Source organism: Heyndrickxia sp. NPDC080065 (genome assembly GCF_050281185.1).
Classification (GTDB): Bacteria; Bacillota; Bacilli; order Bacillales; family Bacillaceae_C; genus Heyndrickxia.
This window is the reverse complement of the sequence record NZ_JBNNWS010000034.1, coordinates 12,608-29,169: the sequence shown is the minus strand read 5'-3', so window position 1 is coordinate 29,169 and position 16,562 is coordinate 12,608. Positions and strand designations below refer to the sequence as shown.

Here is a 16,562-nt window from a genome sequence, read left to right as displayed (position 1 = left end):
AGTACCTTGCGCTTCCTTAGTGGTTGGCTGATGTGTACCCCCACAGTGGACTTTCACCACCTAGATAGTTGCCATGCCTGGCACACATAAAAAAGAAGCCCCTATATGTGAGCTTCTTCTGGAAAGTAAATCGTAAATAATACACCTTCGCTTACATTTGTTATATTGTATTTTATACGATGCAGCTCTAATATTTTTTGGACAATAAACAATCCAAGTCCGCTGCCTCCGGTGTTTCGGTTGCGCGATTTTTCAATCCGATAGAATGGCTTAAAGATTTGTTCTAATTCTTTCTCTTCAATATGAGCACCGGTATTAAGGACTTCTAATGTAACAGTCCTATTATTTCGGTGTAATTTCGTAATGACCTGTTCCCCATCCTTTGAATACATAATGGCATTGTTAATAACATTTATGATTGTTTTTCTCATCAAATTTTTATCCACATATACATGTAGACATTGCTCTATATCATTTATCATGTGTAATTGCTTTTGGCTACTGAAATACTCAAGGTCCTCAATAATTTCGGTAACCAGATTCGATAGATCGACTCTTTCAATCTGGGGTACAAACTCATACCTTTCCAACCTGGAAATTTCCAATACTTCTTTCACGAGCTTATCCATTTCCTCCATAATTTCAAAGGATCTTCGTAAATATTTATCCCGGTCCTTATACACTCCGATTCCGTATATCATCGCTTCTATCTGGCCCTTGACGGCTGTGATGGGCGATTTTAATTCATGAGAAATCGTTGCAACAAATTCTCTTCGATTTGCTTCCATTTCCCGTTCTTTTTCAATATCATCCTTAAGCTGTTTGTTCTTCTGTTTTAGCTCAGCCATGGTTTTTTGTAGATTATCAGAAAGCTCGTTTAAGCTGTTCGAAAGCTCTTCAATTTCATCATTCGACTTCATTTCAGATTTATAAGTGAAATCCAATCGTGCCATCTTTTTTGCTACTTCATTAATTTTCAACAATGGATTTGTAATAACTTTAGAGTAGAAAAATGCTCCTGCAATGGAAATAATCAAAATTAATACTCCGATATAGGGCATAAACATGAGAATCACTTTAGATGCTTCATCAATCGGCTGTAAAGTAGCCGTAAATCTCGCAAAATATTGTTCATCCCGAAATTGCATTGTCTTTTCCGTAGAATAAACAGATGGAATGTTGAGTGTCCTCAAAATAATCCTTGGATGCGATTCAGCCGCGGAAAAAGGTTGCTGTACCCGCATAGATATGGAAGATGGTACATATACAAGATTTCCATGGACATCCCAAATCACCATGCTCACATTATATTTCTGAGCAAACGTATCTAGTATTTCTTTTGATTCTCCGAAAGACTCAGTTTCTACTTTCTGTATCAGTTCAGTTATCCCTTTATCTAATGTATTTTTTTTATATTTATAATAATAGGATGGCAATAAAGAGTAGAAAATCAGATAAATTAAACAAGTAGAGATCACGAGAAGGGCTGTTGTAATTAGAAAAATTTTATAGGTAATGCTTTTTCGCTTAAGATAAGGCATCTAACTTATACCCGATTCCTTTTACAGTTTTTATATACGGAACACCCAGTTTCTTCCGTAAATTTTTCATATGTGAATCGATCACTCGTGTATCTCCGTAATAGTCAAATCCCCATATTCGATCCAGTAAAACTTCTCGTGTCAATACTTTTCCTTTATTCTCTAAAAGGACAAATAAAATTTCAAATTCTTTTACTGTGAGCTCGATCTCTTCTCCATGAATGGAAACCGTGTATGCCTCCCCATCCAATACTATTTCTTCAAATTGCAAAATTCGGGAAGGGAAAGGATTTACTCTTCTTAATATCGCTTCTACCCGTTTAACCAAAATATTATAAGAAAATGGCTTCGTGATATAATCATCTACCCCGAGTTCAAATCCTTTCACTTGATCTTTTTCTTCTCCTAAAGCTGTCAGCATAATAACAGGTATCAACGAGTGCTTGCGTATCATCTTGCAAACACTGTACCCATCTAGATTCGGAAGCATAACATCCAATATCACGAGATCGTACGTATCTTTTTGAAACAACTGAAATCCCTCTACCCCGTCACTTGCGGTACACACTTCATAATCCTGTGTCGTCAAAAACTCACGAATCAACTCTTGAATATCAAAATCATCTTCTATTACCAATATTTTGTATGACATGCTTTTCACCCCTAATCCAAGCATTATAGCAATGTAATGTGGAATTTATATGAAGATATTTTATATTTTGCCCGGATGGTTATCTGATTCATTTAGACTCGATGCACTAAGCATTGACCATATTAATAGTATAAATATAATTAAAAAACAGACGGATTTCTCCGTCTGCATTTACTAATGGCCATTTTCGAAAAGATTGTTACTATTACGTAAAGAGTTTAGAATCCTAATATAATTTGGTTTCGGGGCATCTTTTCTTAGTAAAGGCTTCATTCTCAATATTTTCATGCATTATTATTAAGATTTTCGATTCAAATGCTACAAGGAGGAAATGTACTTTTTTCCTCAAAAAGTTTAAGAAAAGAGCCTTATTGATAAATATGAACAAATGGTTCTTTTTCTCCTGGTTCACGCACAATGATGGCTTTCGGACCGTTTACAGAGGTTATACTTACTTCTAATGAGATGTAATCTGGGAATGTTTGTATAACTTGCCCTGTTAGATATTGAGTGAAACCAATTACTTCTGCTTGCCCATAAAATTGGATAGGGATTTCGACGCTTAATTGGCTCAATTGCTTGTCTCTATATAATCCCCGGCCAATGACACCATTGTAGTTAGGAAAATATTCTTCGATGTTCTGTTTAAATTTGTCAAACTTATTAGCATCATCTCGATAGTCTTTCGTAGTAGTATCATCAGGGAATAGATAATATTTTTCATCGATCTTCTTCCATTTATCAATGGAAGAACTCCCTTGCCCAACTTCTGCATAAGATACAAAATTACCTGGAACAACTGAATCTTTTGCCTTCTGCTCGAATAAAGCGATTGTAATAGGAACATCCTTTAATCCATTCATATTACGGAGACGTTTAATTACCTCTTGAGCAATTTTCTTCCCTTCACTCTCCGTATTTTTAATATCTTCTTCGTAAACTGCTCCATACTGTTCTTTTTGATAGTAGTGAACGGTGTTCAGAGCCAGTCCGATGACTACACCGCCTAATTTAGCAGTATTACCTTTTTTGCTTTTTACTAAATAATCATGTTCCAAAATATGTGCTAAATAAATTGGAGCTTTCTTATTTTGCTCTTCAATGGATCCCTTCCCATCATTGACGGGATTTAAGCCAAGATTGTCAGCACTTGTAAGCTTTTTTTCTTTTAATTGACTGCTTGTATATTTTCGATTTAGCCAAGCATCAACAGTATCTTTATCCAAGTACTGTCCCTCTTGAAAGAGGTAGGTATCCGGTGAAAAAGATTTTTGTGCAACCCTCATTAACCCTGTTTCAAATTCTTGAATATCATAGCGAGTATTTAAGTTGTTAACAATTCTCCCTCTTGCCTTACTAGGTTCGAATGGTATTAGCGTTCGGTAATATTCATCAGAAACTTGGTAAGTAGGAATAATCGCTGTTTGTTTTTTATTATTATTATTTTTATCTTGTACAATCTTATCTTGAGAATCAAACTTCGGTGCACACCCTGTAATGAGAAGTAAAACGGAAGCGAACACCGGCAACCACTTTTTCATGCTTATTTGCCACCTTTATCTCATCCATCGTTTCATTCTATATAATGGACGCATTATTACTATCATTTTAATAGACTTTTCACCTAAAGATAAAGTTTCAGTTAATATTAAATTCTTCCAGCATTTTTTCTTCATCCCATACTTCGATTCCAAGTTCCTGAGCTTTCGTTAACTTTGAACCTGCATCTTCACCAGCAATGACTAAATCCGTCTTCTTACTGACACTTCCTGTTACATTGGCACCTAATGCTTCAAGCTTTTCTTTTGCTTCATTTCTTGTTAGCTTTACAAGCTTCCCGGTTAATACGACAGTTTTTCCTGCTAATGAAGAAGAAATCGACTGTGCCTCAACTGGCCTTGAACCATTGTAATCCATATTTAATCCAGCGTTTTTCAATTTATTTATTAACTGAATCGCATCTTCATTTTCAAAATAAGTGACGATGGAATCTGCCATTTTTTCACCAATATCTTGTATAGCTGTGAGCTCTTCCCGAGTAGCAGCGGCTAACGCATCCATATTGCCAAATTCTTGCGCTAATGTTTTCGCTGCTTTTGCACCGACATGGCGGATACCTAGACCGAACAACAGCTTTTCCAACGAATTCGTTTTCGATTTTTCAATAGCTGCTAGAAGATTGGTTACCGATTTTTCCCCCATACGCTCCAATTCTAAAAGCTGATCCTGTTGTAAACGATAAATGTCTGCTACATCATGAATCAACTCATGTGAAAACAACTGACTAATGACTTTTTCACCTAAGCCATCAATATTCATCGCATTTCTTGAGACGAAATGAATCAAGCCTTCCCGAATTTGAGCAGGACATTTTGGATTAATACACCTTAATGCTACTTCTCCTTCTAAACGAACGAGTTCACTTTCACACTCAGGACAATGGGTTGGCATTAAAAATTCCTGTTCTTCCCCTGTTCGTTTTTCAACCAGTACGTTTACTACTTCAGGAATGATATCTCCAGCTTTCTTAATGACAACATAATCACCAAGTTTAATATCCTTTTCACGAATTAAATCTTCATTGTGAAGGGATGCCCTTTGTACTTTTGTACCAGCTACCCGAACCGGATCAAGTATCGCTGTTGGAGTAATGACACCTGTTCTGCCAACACTTAATTCAATATCAAGCAGCTTTGTGACAACTTCCTCTGCAGGAAATTTATAAGCAATTGCCCACCTTGGACTTTTCGCGGTAAATCCAAGCTCTCTTTGTTGTTCAAAAGAATTAACCTTAATAACAATTCCATCAATTTCATATGGTAGATTTGGACGCTTCTCTACCCATTTTTGTACATATTGAAGCACCTCTTCAATATTCGCACATTTTTCTCTTTCTTTATTTACCTTAAATCCAAGATTCTCTAATAAATTTAAGCCGTCATTATGCGTAGATTCGCCTGTTTCACTAAAATCTCCGATTGCGTAAAGAAAAGTATCTAAATTTCTCGATGCTGCAACTCGAGGATCAAGCTGACGCAAGGACCCTGCAGCCGCATTTCGAGGATTGGCAAATGGCTCTTCTCCGTTCTCTTCTTTTGCTTTATTTAGCGCTTCGAAGGATTTTTTCGGCATATAGGCTTCTCCGCGTACTTCAATAGACATCTCTTGCTTTAGTCGGAGCGGTATGGAGCGAATCGTTTTTAAATTGGATGTAATGTCTTCACCAATTGTTCCATCTCCTCTTGTCGCACCTTGAATAAATAGTCCATTTTCATAACGAAGGGAGATCGCTAACCCATCAATTTTTAATTCACATACATATTCAACATCATCACCGACAACTTGCTTTACCCGACGGTCAAAATCATATAGATCGGCTTCATTAAAAGCGTTTCCCAGACTTAACATTGGAATCCGATGCTCTACTTTTTCAAAAGCGGACAAAATTTCTCCACCCACACGCTGTGTCGGAGATTCAGGTGAAATCAAATCCGGATATTGTTCTTCAATGCTTATTAATTCTCTCATTAATCGATCATATTCTGAATCAGGTACAGAAGGATGGTCCAAGACATGGTATTCATAATTATATTGATTCAGGAGATTATGAAGTTCTTGAACTTTTTTTTCGGCAGCTTTTTTATCCATAACAACAGCCCTTTCATTTTTGAGGTGAGATGTTAGAGGTCAGATTGGAAGAAATCGGCTAATTAGCCGATTTCCTTATCATCCTATTTACAACTATACTTTTTGAATTGGTGCAAATTCTGCTAATAATCGTTTGATGCCAACTGGACTTGGAAAAGCAATATCAAGTTCGATCCCTTTTCCTTCTCCTTTTACACTAACGACTGTTCCAACACCCCATTTTTTGTGCTCTGCCTTATCGCCAACCTTCCAAGCCATTTCATCTCCGCCAGAACTTGCTGGAACTGGTCTTGTGACAGGGCGGTGCATACTAGGTTTACGAGGAGCACCAAATGGATTACTAATTTGTTTAGCTTCCTTATGAACTGGTTCTAGTAATTCTTCAGGAATTTCGCTAATAAAACGAGAGACAGGATTCATATTTGTACGTCCAAATAAAGTACGCATACCTGCGTTCGTAAGGAACAGCTCTTCCTCTGCGCGTGTAATCCCTACATATGCTAGACGACGTTCTTCCTCCATTTCCGATTCTTCCATAAGAGACCTGCTATGTGGAAAGACCCCTTCCTCTAGACCTATTAAGAAAACTACAGGAAACTCTAAACCTTTAGCCGAGTGCAGTGTCATTAAAACACATGTATCATTTTTGGTTTCTTCCTCATCTAATCGATCAATATCAGCAACTAATGCTAAATCTGTCAAAAAGGCAACTAAACTTTTATCCTCATTTGCCTCTTCAAAATTCTTCGTTACTGATAAAAATTCGTCTATATTCTCAAGACGGCTTTGTGACTCAATTGTTTTTTCAGCTTTTAACACTTCTCTATAGCCGGACTTCTCTAGTACTTCCTCTACTAATTCTGTCACAGAGAGATAATCCTGCATCCCAGTGTATCCTTTGATTAATTCAAAGAATTCATTTGCTGCATTTGCTATTTTAGGACTTACACCGATAAAATCAATTTCTTTTAAAGCATCCATGATAGAGATATCATGGTCGGCAGCATATCTTGCGATTTTATCAAAGGAAGTGGCACCAATTCCTCGTTTAGGAACATTAATGATGCGCTGCAAACTAATATCATCATTCGGGTTCGCAATTAAACGTAAATAAGCCAAAATATCTTTGATTTCTTTTCGATCATAGAACTTTATACCGCCAACAATGCTGTAATCAATATTTGATTTTAACATTACTTCCTCAATCACACGAGATTGCGCATTTGTTCGATAGAGAATCGCAATGTCAGACAATTTACGACCGCCAGAACTCGTCATTTCTTTAATTTTTCCTGCAATGTATTGAGCCTCTGATTGCTCACTATCTGCACGATAATAAGTGATTTTTGGTCCTTCTTGATTTTCTGTCCAAAGATTTTTCGGTTTGCGGTTTAGATTTTTTTTGATGACTTCATTCGCTGCATGAAGAATTCTTTTCGTTGAACGATAATTTTGCTCTAACAAGATTACTTTTGAACGGGGATAATCTTTTTCAAAGGATAAAATATTTGAAATATCCGCTCCCCTCCAAGCGTAAATCGATTGATCCGAATCTCCGACTACACAAAGATTTTGAAAGCGAGACGCAAGCAGCTTTACAAGCATATATTGCGCACGGTTTGTATCCTGATACTCATCCACATGAATGTATTGGAATTTTCTTTGATAAAATTCTAAAACTTCTGGAACTCGCTTAAACAATTGAATCGTCATCATAATTAAATCATCAAAATCTAATGCTTGATTTTTTCGAAGACGCTTCTGATATTCATCGTACACATCACTTACTACTTGTTCATAATATCCACCGACTAGTTTTGAATACTCTTCTGGGTCAACTAATTCATTTTTTGCACTGCTAATCGTTCCTAAAATTGTTCTCGGATCGAACTTTTTCGGATCGATATTTTTGTCTTTAAGAATCCCCTTGATCACTGATTGCTGATCAGTTGGATCCAATATAGTAAAGTTTCGGTTAAATCCAATTCGATCGATGTCACGTCTTAAAATTCGTACACACATGGAGTGGAAGGTTGAAATCCATACATTTTCGGCAGCGCCACCCATAATATTCCCGATCCGTTCCTTCATCTCTTTAGCCGCTTTATTCGTAAAGGTGATCGCTAAAATATTGTATGGGTTCACACCCTTTTCCACCATTAAATAGGCTACTCGATGCGTTAGAACTCGGGTTTTTCCACTCCCTGCTCCAGCCATCAGTAAAAGCGGACCATCTGTCGTTTTCACTGCTTCTTGTTGCTCAGGGTTCAATCCATTCAAAAGCCGATCAGTTAAAAATTGCATTTTTCTACACCACCATTAAAGAACATTTGTTCCTATTATATAAGTATTTAGTACTCATTGTCTAGATTAGTTCTGGACTGCATTGACTGTTTTCAATGCTTCCTCAAAGTTCTCGTAAATTACATTTCCGACCACAACAACATCAGCAAATTGTCCCATTTCTCGTGCCTGAGCAGCTGTCTTAATCCCGCCGCCATAAAATAATTTCGTATTGCTTAAGTGTCTTTTTGCTGCTTCCACGAGCTGAACATCCCCATATTTTCCGCTATATTCTAAATAAAAGATAGGCATTTTAAATAAATGTTCAGCCATCATTGCATAAGCGGTCACATCATCTTCATCCAAATCCGTTTTCGCTTTTGTCAGCTTAGCCGCTTTACAATCTTCATTCAAAATGCAATATCCTTCAACTACAATTTCTTCCCAATTCATCAATATTCCATATTCCTTTACGGCTTCATGATGAATCCCATTTACCCACTTCACATCTGTACTATTAAGAACAGTTGGAATAAAGAACAAATCAAAACCAGGTGTGATGGATTCAATATTAGAAACCTCTAACACACATGGTACAGTATATCTTCTTACTCTTGACATTAAGTTAAGAACATTGTCTAATGTGACTCCGTCCGAACCACCAATTATGATAGCACTTGTCCCAGATTCACATACCTTTTCTAAGTCTGAATCTGAAATTTCCTTATTAGGATCTAATTTAAAGGCGTGGCGCCACTCGCGAACGTCATACATCCGATTAAAATCCTCCATTCTATGCTCTTTCATCATTATAGCATTTGATCGTTCAAGCTAAAAAGAGTTTCCGAATTTATTAAGAGGAAATTAGAAAAGCGCAAGCGCCTTGTTCATCGACGTACGGATTTCGTAGTCTTCGACTGAGATAAAGGAGACACGGCGAGGGACGAGTCGATGTTGACTTATCGCAGGGAGAAGAAGGAGAAATCTGCTAGTCGATAGGCGCTGGAGCTAGACACAGCAGACACTTTTCATGCCTAATATCCTTAGTAAATTTTATACTTTTTTCCCTTTTTAAGTTGCAACAAGTTATTTCGAAAATTTAGGCAAAAAATAATTCAAAAGGACTATCTTTTTCATCAAAATGAATGTTTTTGTATAATTATTAGTCCATTTTAGGAAAACTTGAAAATTTTGTGGTCATTTATCACAAAAATTTCGTGTTATTTTCCCAAGTTAAATGTCCTAGAAAGTGTGCTATTATAAGGATAAGAACTTTTCCACCAAGCAATAAAATTTGTTAGGAGGATGAAAAATGAGAAAAGAAAACCAACCTAAAAAAATTACAAAAAGGGAAATCGACACTTTGATATTCAAAATTGATAGGTTATTAGATGAAAAAAAGGAAACTGAATTACAAAAAGCATAAATTTTCAAGGCTTTTGACATAGGTCAAAAGCCTTTTCTTTAGATTTTTCAAATTGAAACAGTGATATTTTTAGTGTATTCTAAATATATTGAATAATAATGGCATTAGCCCCATACCATTTCTACTAGAAAAATAGTATTCCCAGAAAAAGTTTTCTTATAATTACCACTTCGTACAATTTTTAATATATAATAAGATAAATAAGTAGGTTCAGGTGATTACTATGAATATCGGTGCCATTATAAAGTTAAATAGAATAAACCAAAATTTAACCCAAGAAGAACTTGCCGACGGAATTATTTCGATATCATATTTGTCGAAAATTGAAAATGGTAAAATTGAACCGAATGAAGAAGTCATTAAGCTTCTCTGTCTTAGACTAGGGATTCAGATGAATACCCAGCTTGATGACAGTACAAAAGAAAAATGTCATGAATGGTTCCAGCTTTTGTTAACCTCTTCAGATGTCGACCTATTAAAAAACAAATATGAAGAAGTCACTGAACTAACTAAAACCATCAATGACCCAGAATTACAGGTTTTAATAAAGATTCATTTGATTAGATACTTCTTAAAAATTGGTGAAACTAATCAAGCCCTTGAGCAAATTAATAGGTTAAAAGATGTAAGCGGTACATTTAATAATAAGCAAAAATATTATTGGTTAAAATTTAATGGGAATTATTATTCAATTATTGAAGAAGAGAATGATGCATTACGGAACTATGCTTTGTCAGAAGATTTACTTCCACTTCTTGAATTTCCGGAAGATGAAGTGGCAGATATACTTTATTCACTTGCAGTTACATACAGTAAACATCATTTAACCTCTGAAGCACAAAGCTATGCCAACAGAGCTTTGGAATATTATCGGCAGGTTTATAACTTTTCAAGGTGTGCAGAATGCCATTTAGTTCTTGGGATATGCTATCGGCGTATCAATAACCATGATAAAGCAATAAAAAACTACCATTTAGCCAAACAACTTGCAGAAAGTACACAAAATAAAAAATTAATTCTTCTCACTCATTTAAATATGGGATATCTTTATTTAGTAAAGGGAGATATTCAGAAGGCAATTGAAAATTTTGATATAATAGTAAATTCCCAAGATTCCACATTGGATGATCGTTTATTAGCAATTACTTCTATTATTGACCAATCATATAATAGCAATAATTATAAAGAAGCAAAGAGGAGAATAGACCAAGGGCTTAATTGGATTAATACTAAAAATAAAGAGAAATATTTATCCTTTTATTATGAAATTCTCGCTTATTTATATTTAATAGATAAAGATCATAAAAAATTTGAAAATTTGATGGTAAATAAGTTTATTCCTTATTTAAAAGAGCAAAAAAATTATGCTAAGTTGACAGAATATGCAGAAATGCTGGGTGACTATTTCGAAAAAACAAATAAATATAAAAACGCAGCTACTTACTATAAACTAGTCAACTTTTCATATAAAAAAATTATAAAAATTTAGGAGGTTGGAAATAATGAAAAAATTATTACTATCATTAACAGTTGGAGTATTCCTTTTTGGTGGAGCATTTATTTATAATAATGTTCATAATACAAATGGAAGTAAAAATATTGCAGCCGGAGGCGACAAAGAACCAAGCATTCTCTCAGCAAGAAACACACTCTAGGCTAATATTTACGAAAGAAGAAGTATTTATCACTTCTTCTTTTTTATTTTTCATATACCCTTACCAATAATCCCCACAATACAAAAACAGCATGCCTAAGCATACTGTTCTTTACAAAGCATTATTCTTCTTCATCCTGTTTCGGCTTGCTAATTCGCTCCAACACCATCTCATAAGTATCATTTCCATAATTTAAGCATCTTTTTACGCGTGAAATTGTTGCTGTGCTGGCACCGGTTTCGGATTCGATCACATGATACGTTTTCTTCTCACGCAGCATTCTGGCAACTTCTAAACGTTGAGCCAATGATTGAATTTCGTTGATCGTACATAAATCGTCAAAGAATCGATAGCATTCCTCAATATCTTTTAATGAGAGCACTGATTCAAATAATTGATCCAATGCTTTTCCACGTAATTTTTCAATTTGCATATTTTATTCTCCTTATATAAGACTTTTATAGTAACGATCGTTACCATTGTATTAATTAACTGGAACTATCCGTTCTTCCATACTCTCTTAAAAGCCTTTTTATTCAGCAAACGATACATCCTTCAAATTTGGTACGATATTAATCCATGTTTTTCCCGGAACGAACTTTGCAGGGATCCCATTTTCATATGGAATGATTTTTCCATCGACATTTTTCCACTCTATTTCTCGGTAAAATCCTCTTTGGACAAAATAAGCTTTCCCGCCAGACGTTAGATTAATGGCACGGCGACCATAGTTATCAATAATTTTATGCTCCATTTCAACTATTAGAAGGTTATCGAGCAGTACAGGTTTCTTTGATTCCTTATCAACGGTTTGTTCATTTGCGGAAAATCTTTTAAATTTCTTCAATTCTTCATCATATTGATAGTCAACATTAAATGAAGCACTATTAGAATAAGAAACGGAAACATGATTTACTTTTTGCCCAGAAATTTGGTTGATTTCATCTTCTGCAGCAAAGCTTAATGCTTGAGGAGCTGTATCCATTTTGAAATTTTTCTGTTCAGCCCCTTTAAGGATGTTTTCAAACGTAATATAGGAATTATGTGGTGCCTGCCTATCACTTGAACGCTTGAATAATGTTCCATCATATTGCATGCCATTAAGATTATCTATATACCCGCTTTCCAGCATTTTCTTGGCTTCTGGGCTGTATCCATGGGCGATATATAAGCTATCATAACCTTTAGCGAGCTCAATAAAATAATCTCTTGAGCTTCGAATAGGGCCGATTCTCTTCGGCTTCTCGCTTTGAAAAATGGCTAAAAATCGAGTAATGTCTCCCTCTGCTAATACCTCATATACGATATCTGCTTTAGTTAAGCCTGATTGTGGACGTGCCAGCGGATGGTTATTTATCATAACAGCAACTGCACGGTCATTTGATACCTCTTTTGCTGGTAACCCAGTTAAAGGATAAATAAATTTGGGCTTTTCTTTTTCTATTCCTGAAACTTCCCCTCTTTCAGGAGCTTTAGCTGAATCCTTGCTATTTGTTTTTTCATTATGGCTGCAGGCAGATAAAACAGACATTAATAATAGAGCCATAATAAACATTCTTTTTACCATAAAGTAACATCCATCCCTTTGTAAAATACCTTATCCCGATTAAGCGAAGATCATTGGCTTCATTTTCACTTTACCATTTTACCGCATTATAGTTGGAAAGAGTACTGTTTTGTTCATGACATCATATATCCCTCTTTGCGTAATTCGAACATATGGTAAGTGTGTAGCAGAGAAAAACAATAATGTATATATTGGATCATTATGCGGATAGCCTCTCTCTTGAAGAAGCTCTTTCAGTTTCTTCTCTGCTTCAATTAAAATGTCCATTGGTTTGGCTGAACTAAATCCTGATAAAGTAAGAGGGATTTCATGAATAACCTCTCCATCCTCCACCATCACTATTCCCCCGCCCAGCTCTTTCATTCGATTGAAAGCTGATACCATATCATTTTTATTTTTTCCAATGATAATAATATCGCCTGTACTCGAAAAGGATGAGGCAAAGCCTTTCACGCTATTTGCAAATCCTTTAACCATCGTATTGATTCTCCACGTTCCATCCCGTCCAATTAGGATCAAGAAGCTTTCGTCATGATCTAGAGTTAATTCATCTGTTGAAATATCAATAGTAACAGAATAAGGCTTTGTGATGACATCATTGATCATTTCGATTCCAAAAGGCATCGAAAACTGCATATCATCATGATTTAACTCCCAATTCAATTCTAAAGGAGCAAATCCATGTTCTTCCCAATTTAAATCCTTGTCTTCCACAGAGACAATCCCATCTTTTTTCAGCCATTTTCCTTTTGAAAGGACACTAACAGGAGTAGGATTTTTTTCATCTTCAAGAAAATTGATGCTTGCAACACGCCCTGTAGCAATTAATCCATGGAGATGTTCGATATTATAATAACGAGCCACATTATAGGAAGCCATATGGTATGCATCTATGACAGGCACACCATATTCCAGTGCCATGCGAATCACCATATCGATTACCCCATTTTCATAAAATGCAGGTGTCGATCCATCCGTATTAAAAAACATAGACCCATATTGATCGATTCCTAATTGTTTCATGTCTTCCAAAATCACTGGCAAGTCTGGGCGAATGGAAGAATGACGAAGTGAAACCATATATCCTTGCATTAAGCGGCGATACACTTCTTCACCAGTCATCGCTTCATGATCGCAATCTGCACCGAATAACATCATTTTGGCAAGTGTTTTTTCCGAAGCTCCAGGAAAATGCCCTTCTATTTTCTTTCTCATTCGTTTTGCTTCTTGCATCCAGTGAAGGATTAAGTCATCCCCGTCTAATAACTTAGGCCAGCCAGTTAATTCACCGCCCTGTAATACTGCATCATGCTCGAGCCATGATTTCACCTCACCATGAGAAAAAGTTGTTTCTTCTTCTCTTAGCTCAGTTTGTGAGTCAAAACGACTCCACCAATACATCGTTACAGGTGAATGCCTTAGCTCCCTGATTAAAGAAAACGCTTTCTTTTTTCCAGAATGTAAAGCAAGCACCAAGTTATCATTTATGATGGTGGTTGTCCCAGTTTGTGATGCATATCGTGCAAACGACTGGGGATTATATAATTGAAATGGATGGACATGTGGTTCGATGTAACCTGGAACAAGTGTAAGACCTGAACAATCAACTATTTCACAATTTGTTGTGTCTTCAGGAAGCTCTTCCCCAGTGTATACAATTCGGTCTTCGTAAATCCAAATATGACCTTTCATCCATTTACGAAATATCGAGTGCAAATACCGTGCGTTTTTTAAAAGTAGTGTCGGTGATTTTTTACCACTTATTACGGCAACGTGTTCACGGATTTGTTTATTTTTCCATCGGTATCGTTGGTCTAACATGAACATTCCTCCCTAAGGAGATACCTCTTTTTTGTTTAATACTACCATATTTTACTGTTTAACGCATTAAAGTTTTGAAAATAATTGTAAAAACTTTGTGAAGGAGTGAACAGAAATTGAAAATTACTTCAAATGTTGGGATTGTAGGTGCCCTTATTCGTATTACATGCGGGCTGACTTTTCTTTCTTGGTCAACTGCTAAATTTGCAAGAAGACCATGGTGTAATTCTTATTTAGTGGTGATGATTTTAAGTGCGATGAAGGTGGCTGAAGGAATAGTAAGATATTGTCCACTAACGGACTTACTTAAAAATTGCCAATTTCAGTCGAAAAAAAATCAAATGGTTAAGACTGAAAATAGTGCAAATGAAATAAATTTAATGAATGAGTTGAAAAATTTCCAACAAAATTTAGATGAATAGGAGGGAAAATTCTGACATCATAGGTGTCAGAATTTATCTTCTATCTAAAAAGATAGTTCGTGCGTATATTTTAAATTTCGTGCGATTCACTGATCATTTCGCACAGTTCCCTGTCGATTTCGTGCAGTTCCTCTTAAAAATCGTGCATATTCCATTAGATATTCTTTTTAGCCCAGAATTTATGTCTATTTTATTTATAAAAAACAGACCTATCATTGAATAGGTCCGCTTTTTCTAACTTTTTATTGCTTATTATACATTAAAGCTTTTGCTCCGATGTCGCTTCGATAAAAATAGTGTTTTGAATGTATTTTTTCCATTTCATTGTACACTTTTTCCTTAGCTTCTTGTAGTCCATTTCCTTGTGCTGTCACCAATAAAACCCTTCCTCCATTAGATACTAAGGAGTGTTTTTCATTTAATTCTGTTCCAGCATGAAAGACAAGTGTATGTTGGTCTAACTTTGATAAGTCTGGTATCGGCATTCCTTTGTCATAGGAACCTGGGTAGCCATCTGCAGCCATGACAACACCCACAACCGATTCATTATTCCATGTAATTGTAGGCGATTTTTCTTTCATAAGGTCCAAAATTAATTGAACAAGATCAGATTCTAATCTCGTTAATACGACCTGTGTTTCCGGATCTCCAAAACGTGCATTAAACTCGATTACCTTCGAACCTTCATTCGTAAGGATCAAACCTGCATACAGAATTCCACAAAAGCTTCTTCCTTCTTTTTCTAAGGCCTCCGCTGTCGGAGTTAATATTTCCTCCACTGCACGATCAACTTCTAATTGAGAAATTTGCGGAACTGGAGAGTATGCTCCCATTCCACCAGTATTCGGTCCTTTATCTCCATCAAAAGCTCGCTTATGGTCTTGTGCAATGACCATTGGGTATACGTTTTCTCCATTAACAAAGGCCATCAAAGAGAATTCTTCCCCTTGGAGAAATTCCTCAATAACTACCTTAGTTGAAGCTTCTCCAAATTTTTGATTAACCATCATTTCCTCAAGACCAGATAAGGCTTCTTCAATTGTTAAGGCAACGATTACTCCCTTTCCTGCAGCAAGTCCGTCAGCTTTAATGACTACAGGTGCACCATGTTGTTCAATATACTTCTTCGCATCTGAAAATTGATGAAATGTTTCATATTTTGCAGTAGGAATATGATATTTTTTCATTAAATCTTTAGCGAATGCTTTACTGCCCTCAATCATTGCTGCTTCTTTACTAGGTCCAAACACCTTTAATCCAGCCGCTTGAAATTCATTAACGATACCAGCAGTTAACGGATCCTCTGGTCCTACGATGGTTAAATCAATTTGATTTTCTTTTGCAAATGCGATTAAATCTGAAAAGTTCAATTCAGAAATGGGAACAAGCTCAGCATCTTCAGCTATTCCACCATTTCCTGGAGCACAAAACACCTTTTCTACAAGTGGACTTTGCTTCACCTTCTTGCAGATCGCATGCTCTCTCCCGCCTCTGCCAATAACTAAAACCTTCATTCAATGTCACCTCTTTAAAATGTGGGTGTTATA

Annotated in this window: 13 protein-coding genes; 3 read left to right on the top strand and 10 right to left on the bottom strand. The window is 36.0% G+C overall.

What is annotated here, in order from left to right:
* Positions 1–101: 101 nt before the first annotated feature.
* The 6 genes from ACQKP0_RS24960 to ACQKP0_RS24935 all read right to left on the bottom strand — a co-directional run bounded on the left by ACQKP0_RS24960 (position 102) and on the right by ACQKP0_RS24935 (position 8,898).
* Entirely contained in the window at positions 102–1,436 is a 1,335-nt protein-coding gene (locus ACQKP0_RS24960) for a sensor histidine kinase (RefSeq protein ID WP_427408515.1), read from the bottom strand.
* Positions 1,437–1,527: 91 nt separating this feature from the next.
* Positions 1,528–2,193 (bottom strand): response regulator transcription factor, encoded by a 666-nt coding sequence (locus tag ACQKP0_RS24955; protein ID WP_427408514.1) that lies wholly within the window; start codon positions 2,191–2,193, stop codon positions 1,528–1,530.
* A gap of 368 nt (positions 2,194–2,561) precedes the next feature.
* The gene (locus tag ACQKP0_RS24950; RefSeq protein ID WP_427408513.1) at positions 2,562–3,734 is read right to left on the bottom strand and encodes a CamS family sex pheromone protein; all 1,173 of its coding nucleotides are present in this window, start codon (positions 3,732–3,734) and stop codon (positions 2,562–2,564) included.
* 97 nt (positions 3,735–3,831) lie between these two features.
* A complete protein-coding gene (gene ligA, locus ACQKP0_RS24945; protein WP_427408512.1) occupies positions 3,832–5,841 on the bottom strand; it encodes an NAD-dependent DNA ligase LigA in 2,010 nt (669 codons plus the stop codon).
* A gap of 93 nt (positions 5,842–5,934) precedes the next feature.
* Positions 5,935–8,145, bottom strand: coding sequence for a DNA helicase PcrA (pcrA, locus tag ACQKP0_RS24940; protein ID WP_427408511.1), 2,211 nt, complete (start codon positions 8,143–8,145; stop codon positions 5,935–5,937).
* 66 nt (positions 8,146–8,211) lie between these two features.
* Positions 8,212–8,898: a heptaprenylglyceryl phosphate synthase gene (locus ACQKP0_RS24935; protein WP_427408516.1), complete on the bottom strand. Its 687-nt coding sequence runs from the start codon at positions 8,896–8,898 to the stop codon at positions 8,212–8,214.
* 875 nt (positions 8,899–9,773) lie between these two features.
* On the opposite strand from ACQKP0_RS24935, the gene ACQKP0_RS24930 reads away from it, so the two are divergent.
* Entirely contained in the window at positions 9,774–11,039 is a 1,266-nt protein-coding gene (locus ACQKP0_RS24930) for a helix-turn-helix domain-containing protein (RefSeq protein WP_427408510.1), read from the top strand.
* Positions 11,040–11,052: 13 nt separating this feature from the next.
* Complete coding sequence (locus ACQKP0_RS24925; protein WP_427408509.1) at positions 11,053–11,205, top strand: hypothetical protein; 153 nt, start codon at positions 11,053–11,055, stop codon at positions 11,203–11,205.
* 121 nt (positions 11,206–11,326) lie between these two features.
* Here the strand turns inward: ACQKP0_RS24925 and ACQKP0_RS24920 are convergent, their stop codons facing one another.
* The 3 genes from ACQKP0_RS24920 to ACQKP0_RS24910 all read right to left on the bottom strand — a co-directional run bounded on the left by ACQKP0_RS24920 (position 11,327) and on the right by ACQKP0_RS24910 (position 14,593).
* On the bottom strand, positions 11,327–11,638 hold the full coding sequence (locus tag ACQKP0_RS24920; RefSeq protein WP_427408508.1) for a YerC/YecD family TrpR-related protein: 312 nt from the start codon (positions 11,636–11,638) through the stop codon (positions 11,327–11,329).
* Between the two features lie 99 nt (positions 11,639–11,737).
* The gene (locus ACQKP0_RS24915; protein ID WP_427408507.1) at positions 11,738–12,772 is read right to left on the bottom strand and encodes a DUF3048 domain-containing protein; all 1,035 of its coding nucleotides are present in this window, start codon (positions 12,770–12,772) and stop codon (positions 11,738–11,740) included.
* Between the two features lie 78 nt (positions 12,773–12,850).
* Entirely contained in the window at positions 12,851–14,593 is a 1,743-nt protein-coding gene (locus ACQKP0_RS24910) for an adenine deaminase C-terminal domain-containing protein (RefSeq protein ID WP_427408506.1), read from the bottom strand.
* Between the two features lie 116 nt (positions 14,594–14,709).
* On the opposite strand from ACQKP0_RS24910, the gene ACQKP0_RS24905 reads away from it, so the two are divergent.
* On the top strand, positions 14,710–15,015 hold the full coding sequence (locus ACQKP0_RS24905) for a YgaP family membrane protein (RefSeq protein ID WP_427408505.1): 306 nt from the start codon (positions 14,710–14,712) through the stop codon (positions 15,013–15,015).
* Positions 15,016–15,257: 242 nt separating this feature from the next.
* On the opposite strand, the gene purD is transcribed toward ACQKP0_RS24905, so the two are convergent.
* Positions 15,258–16,529, bottom strand: a complete 1,272-nt coding sequence (gene purD, locus ACQKP0_RS24900) for a phosphoribosylamine--glycine ligase (protein WP_427408504.1) — start codon at positions 16,527–16,529, stop codon at positions 15,258–15,260.
* Positions 16,530–16,562 lie beyond the last annotated feature (33 nt).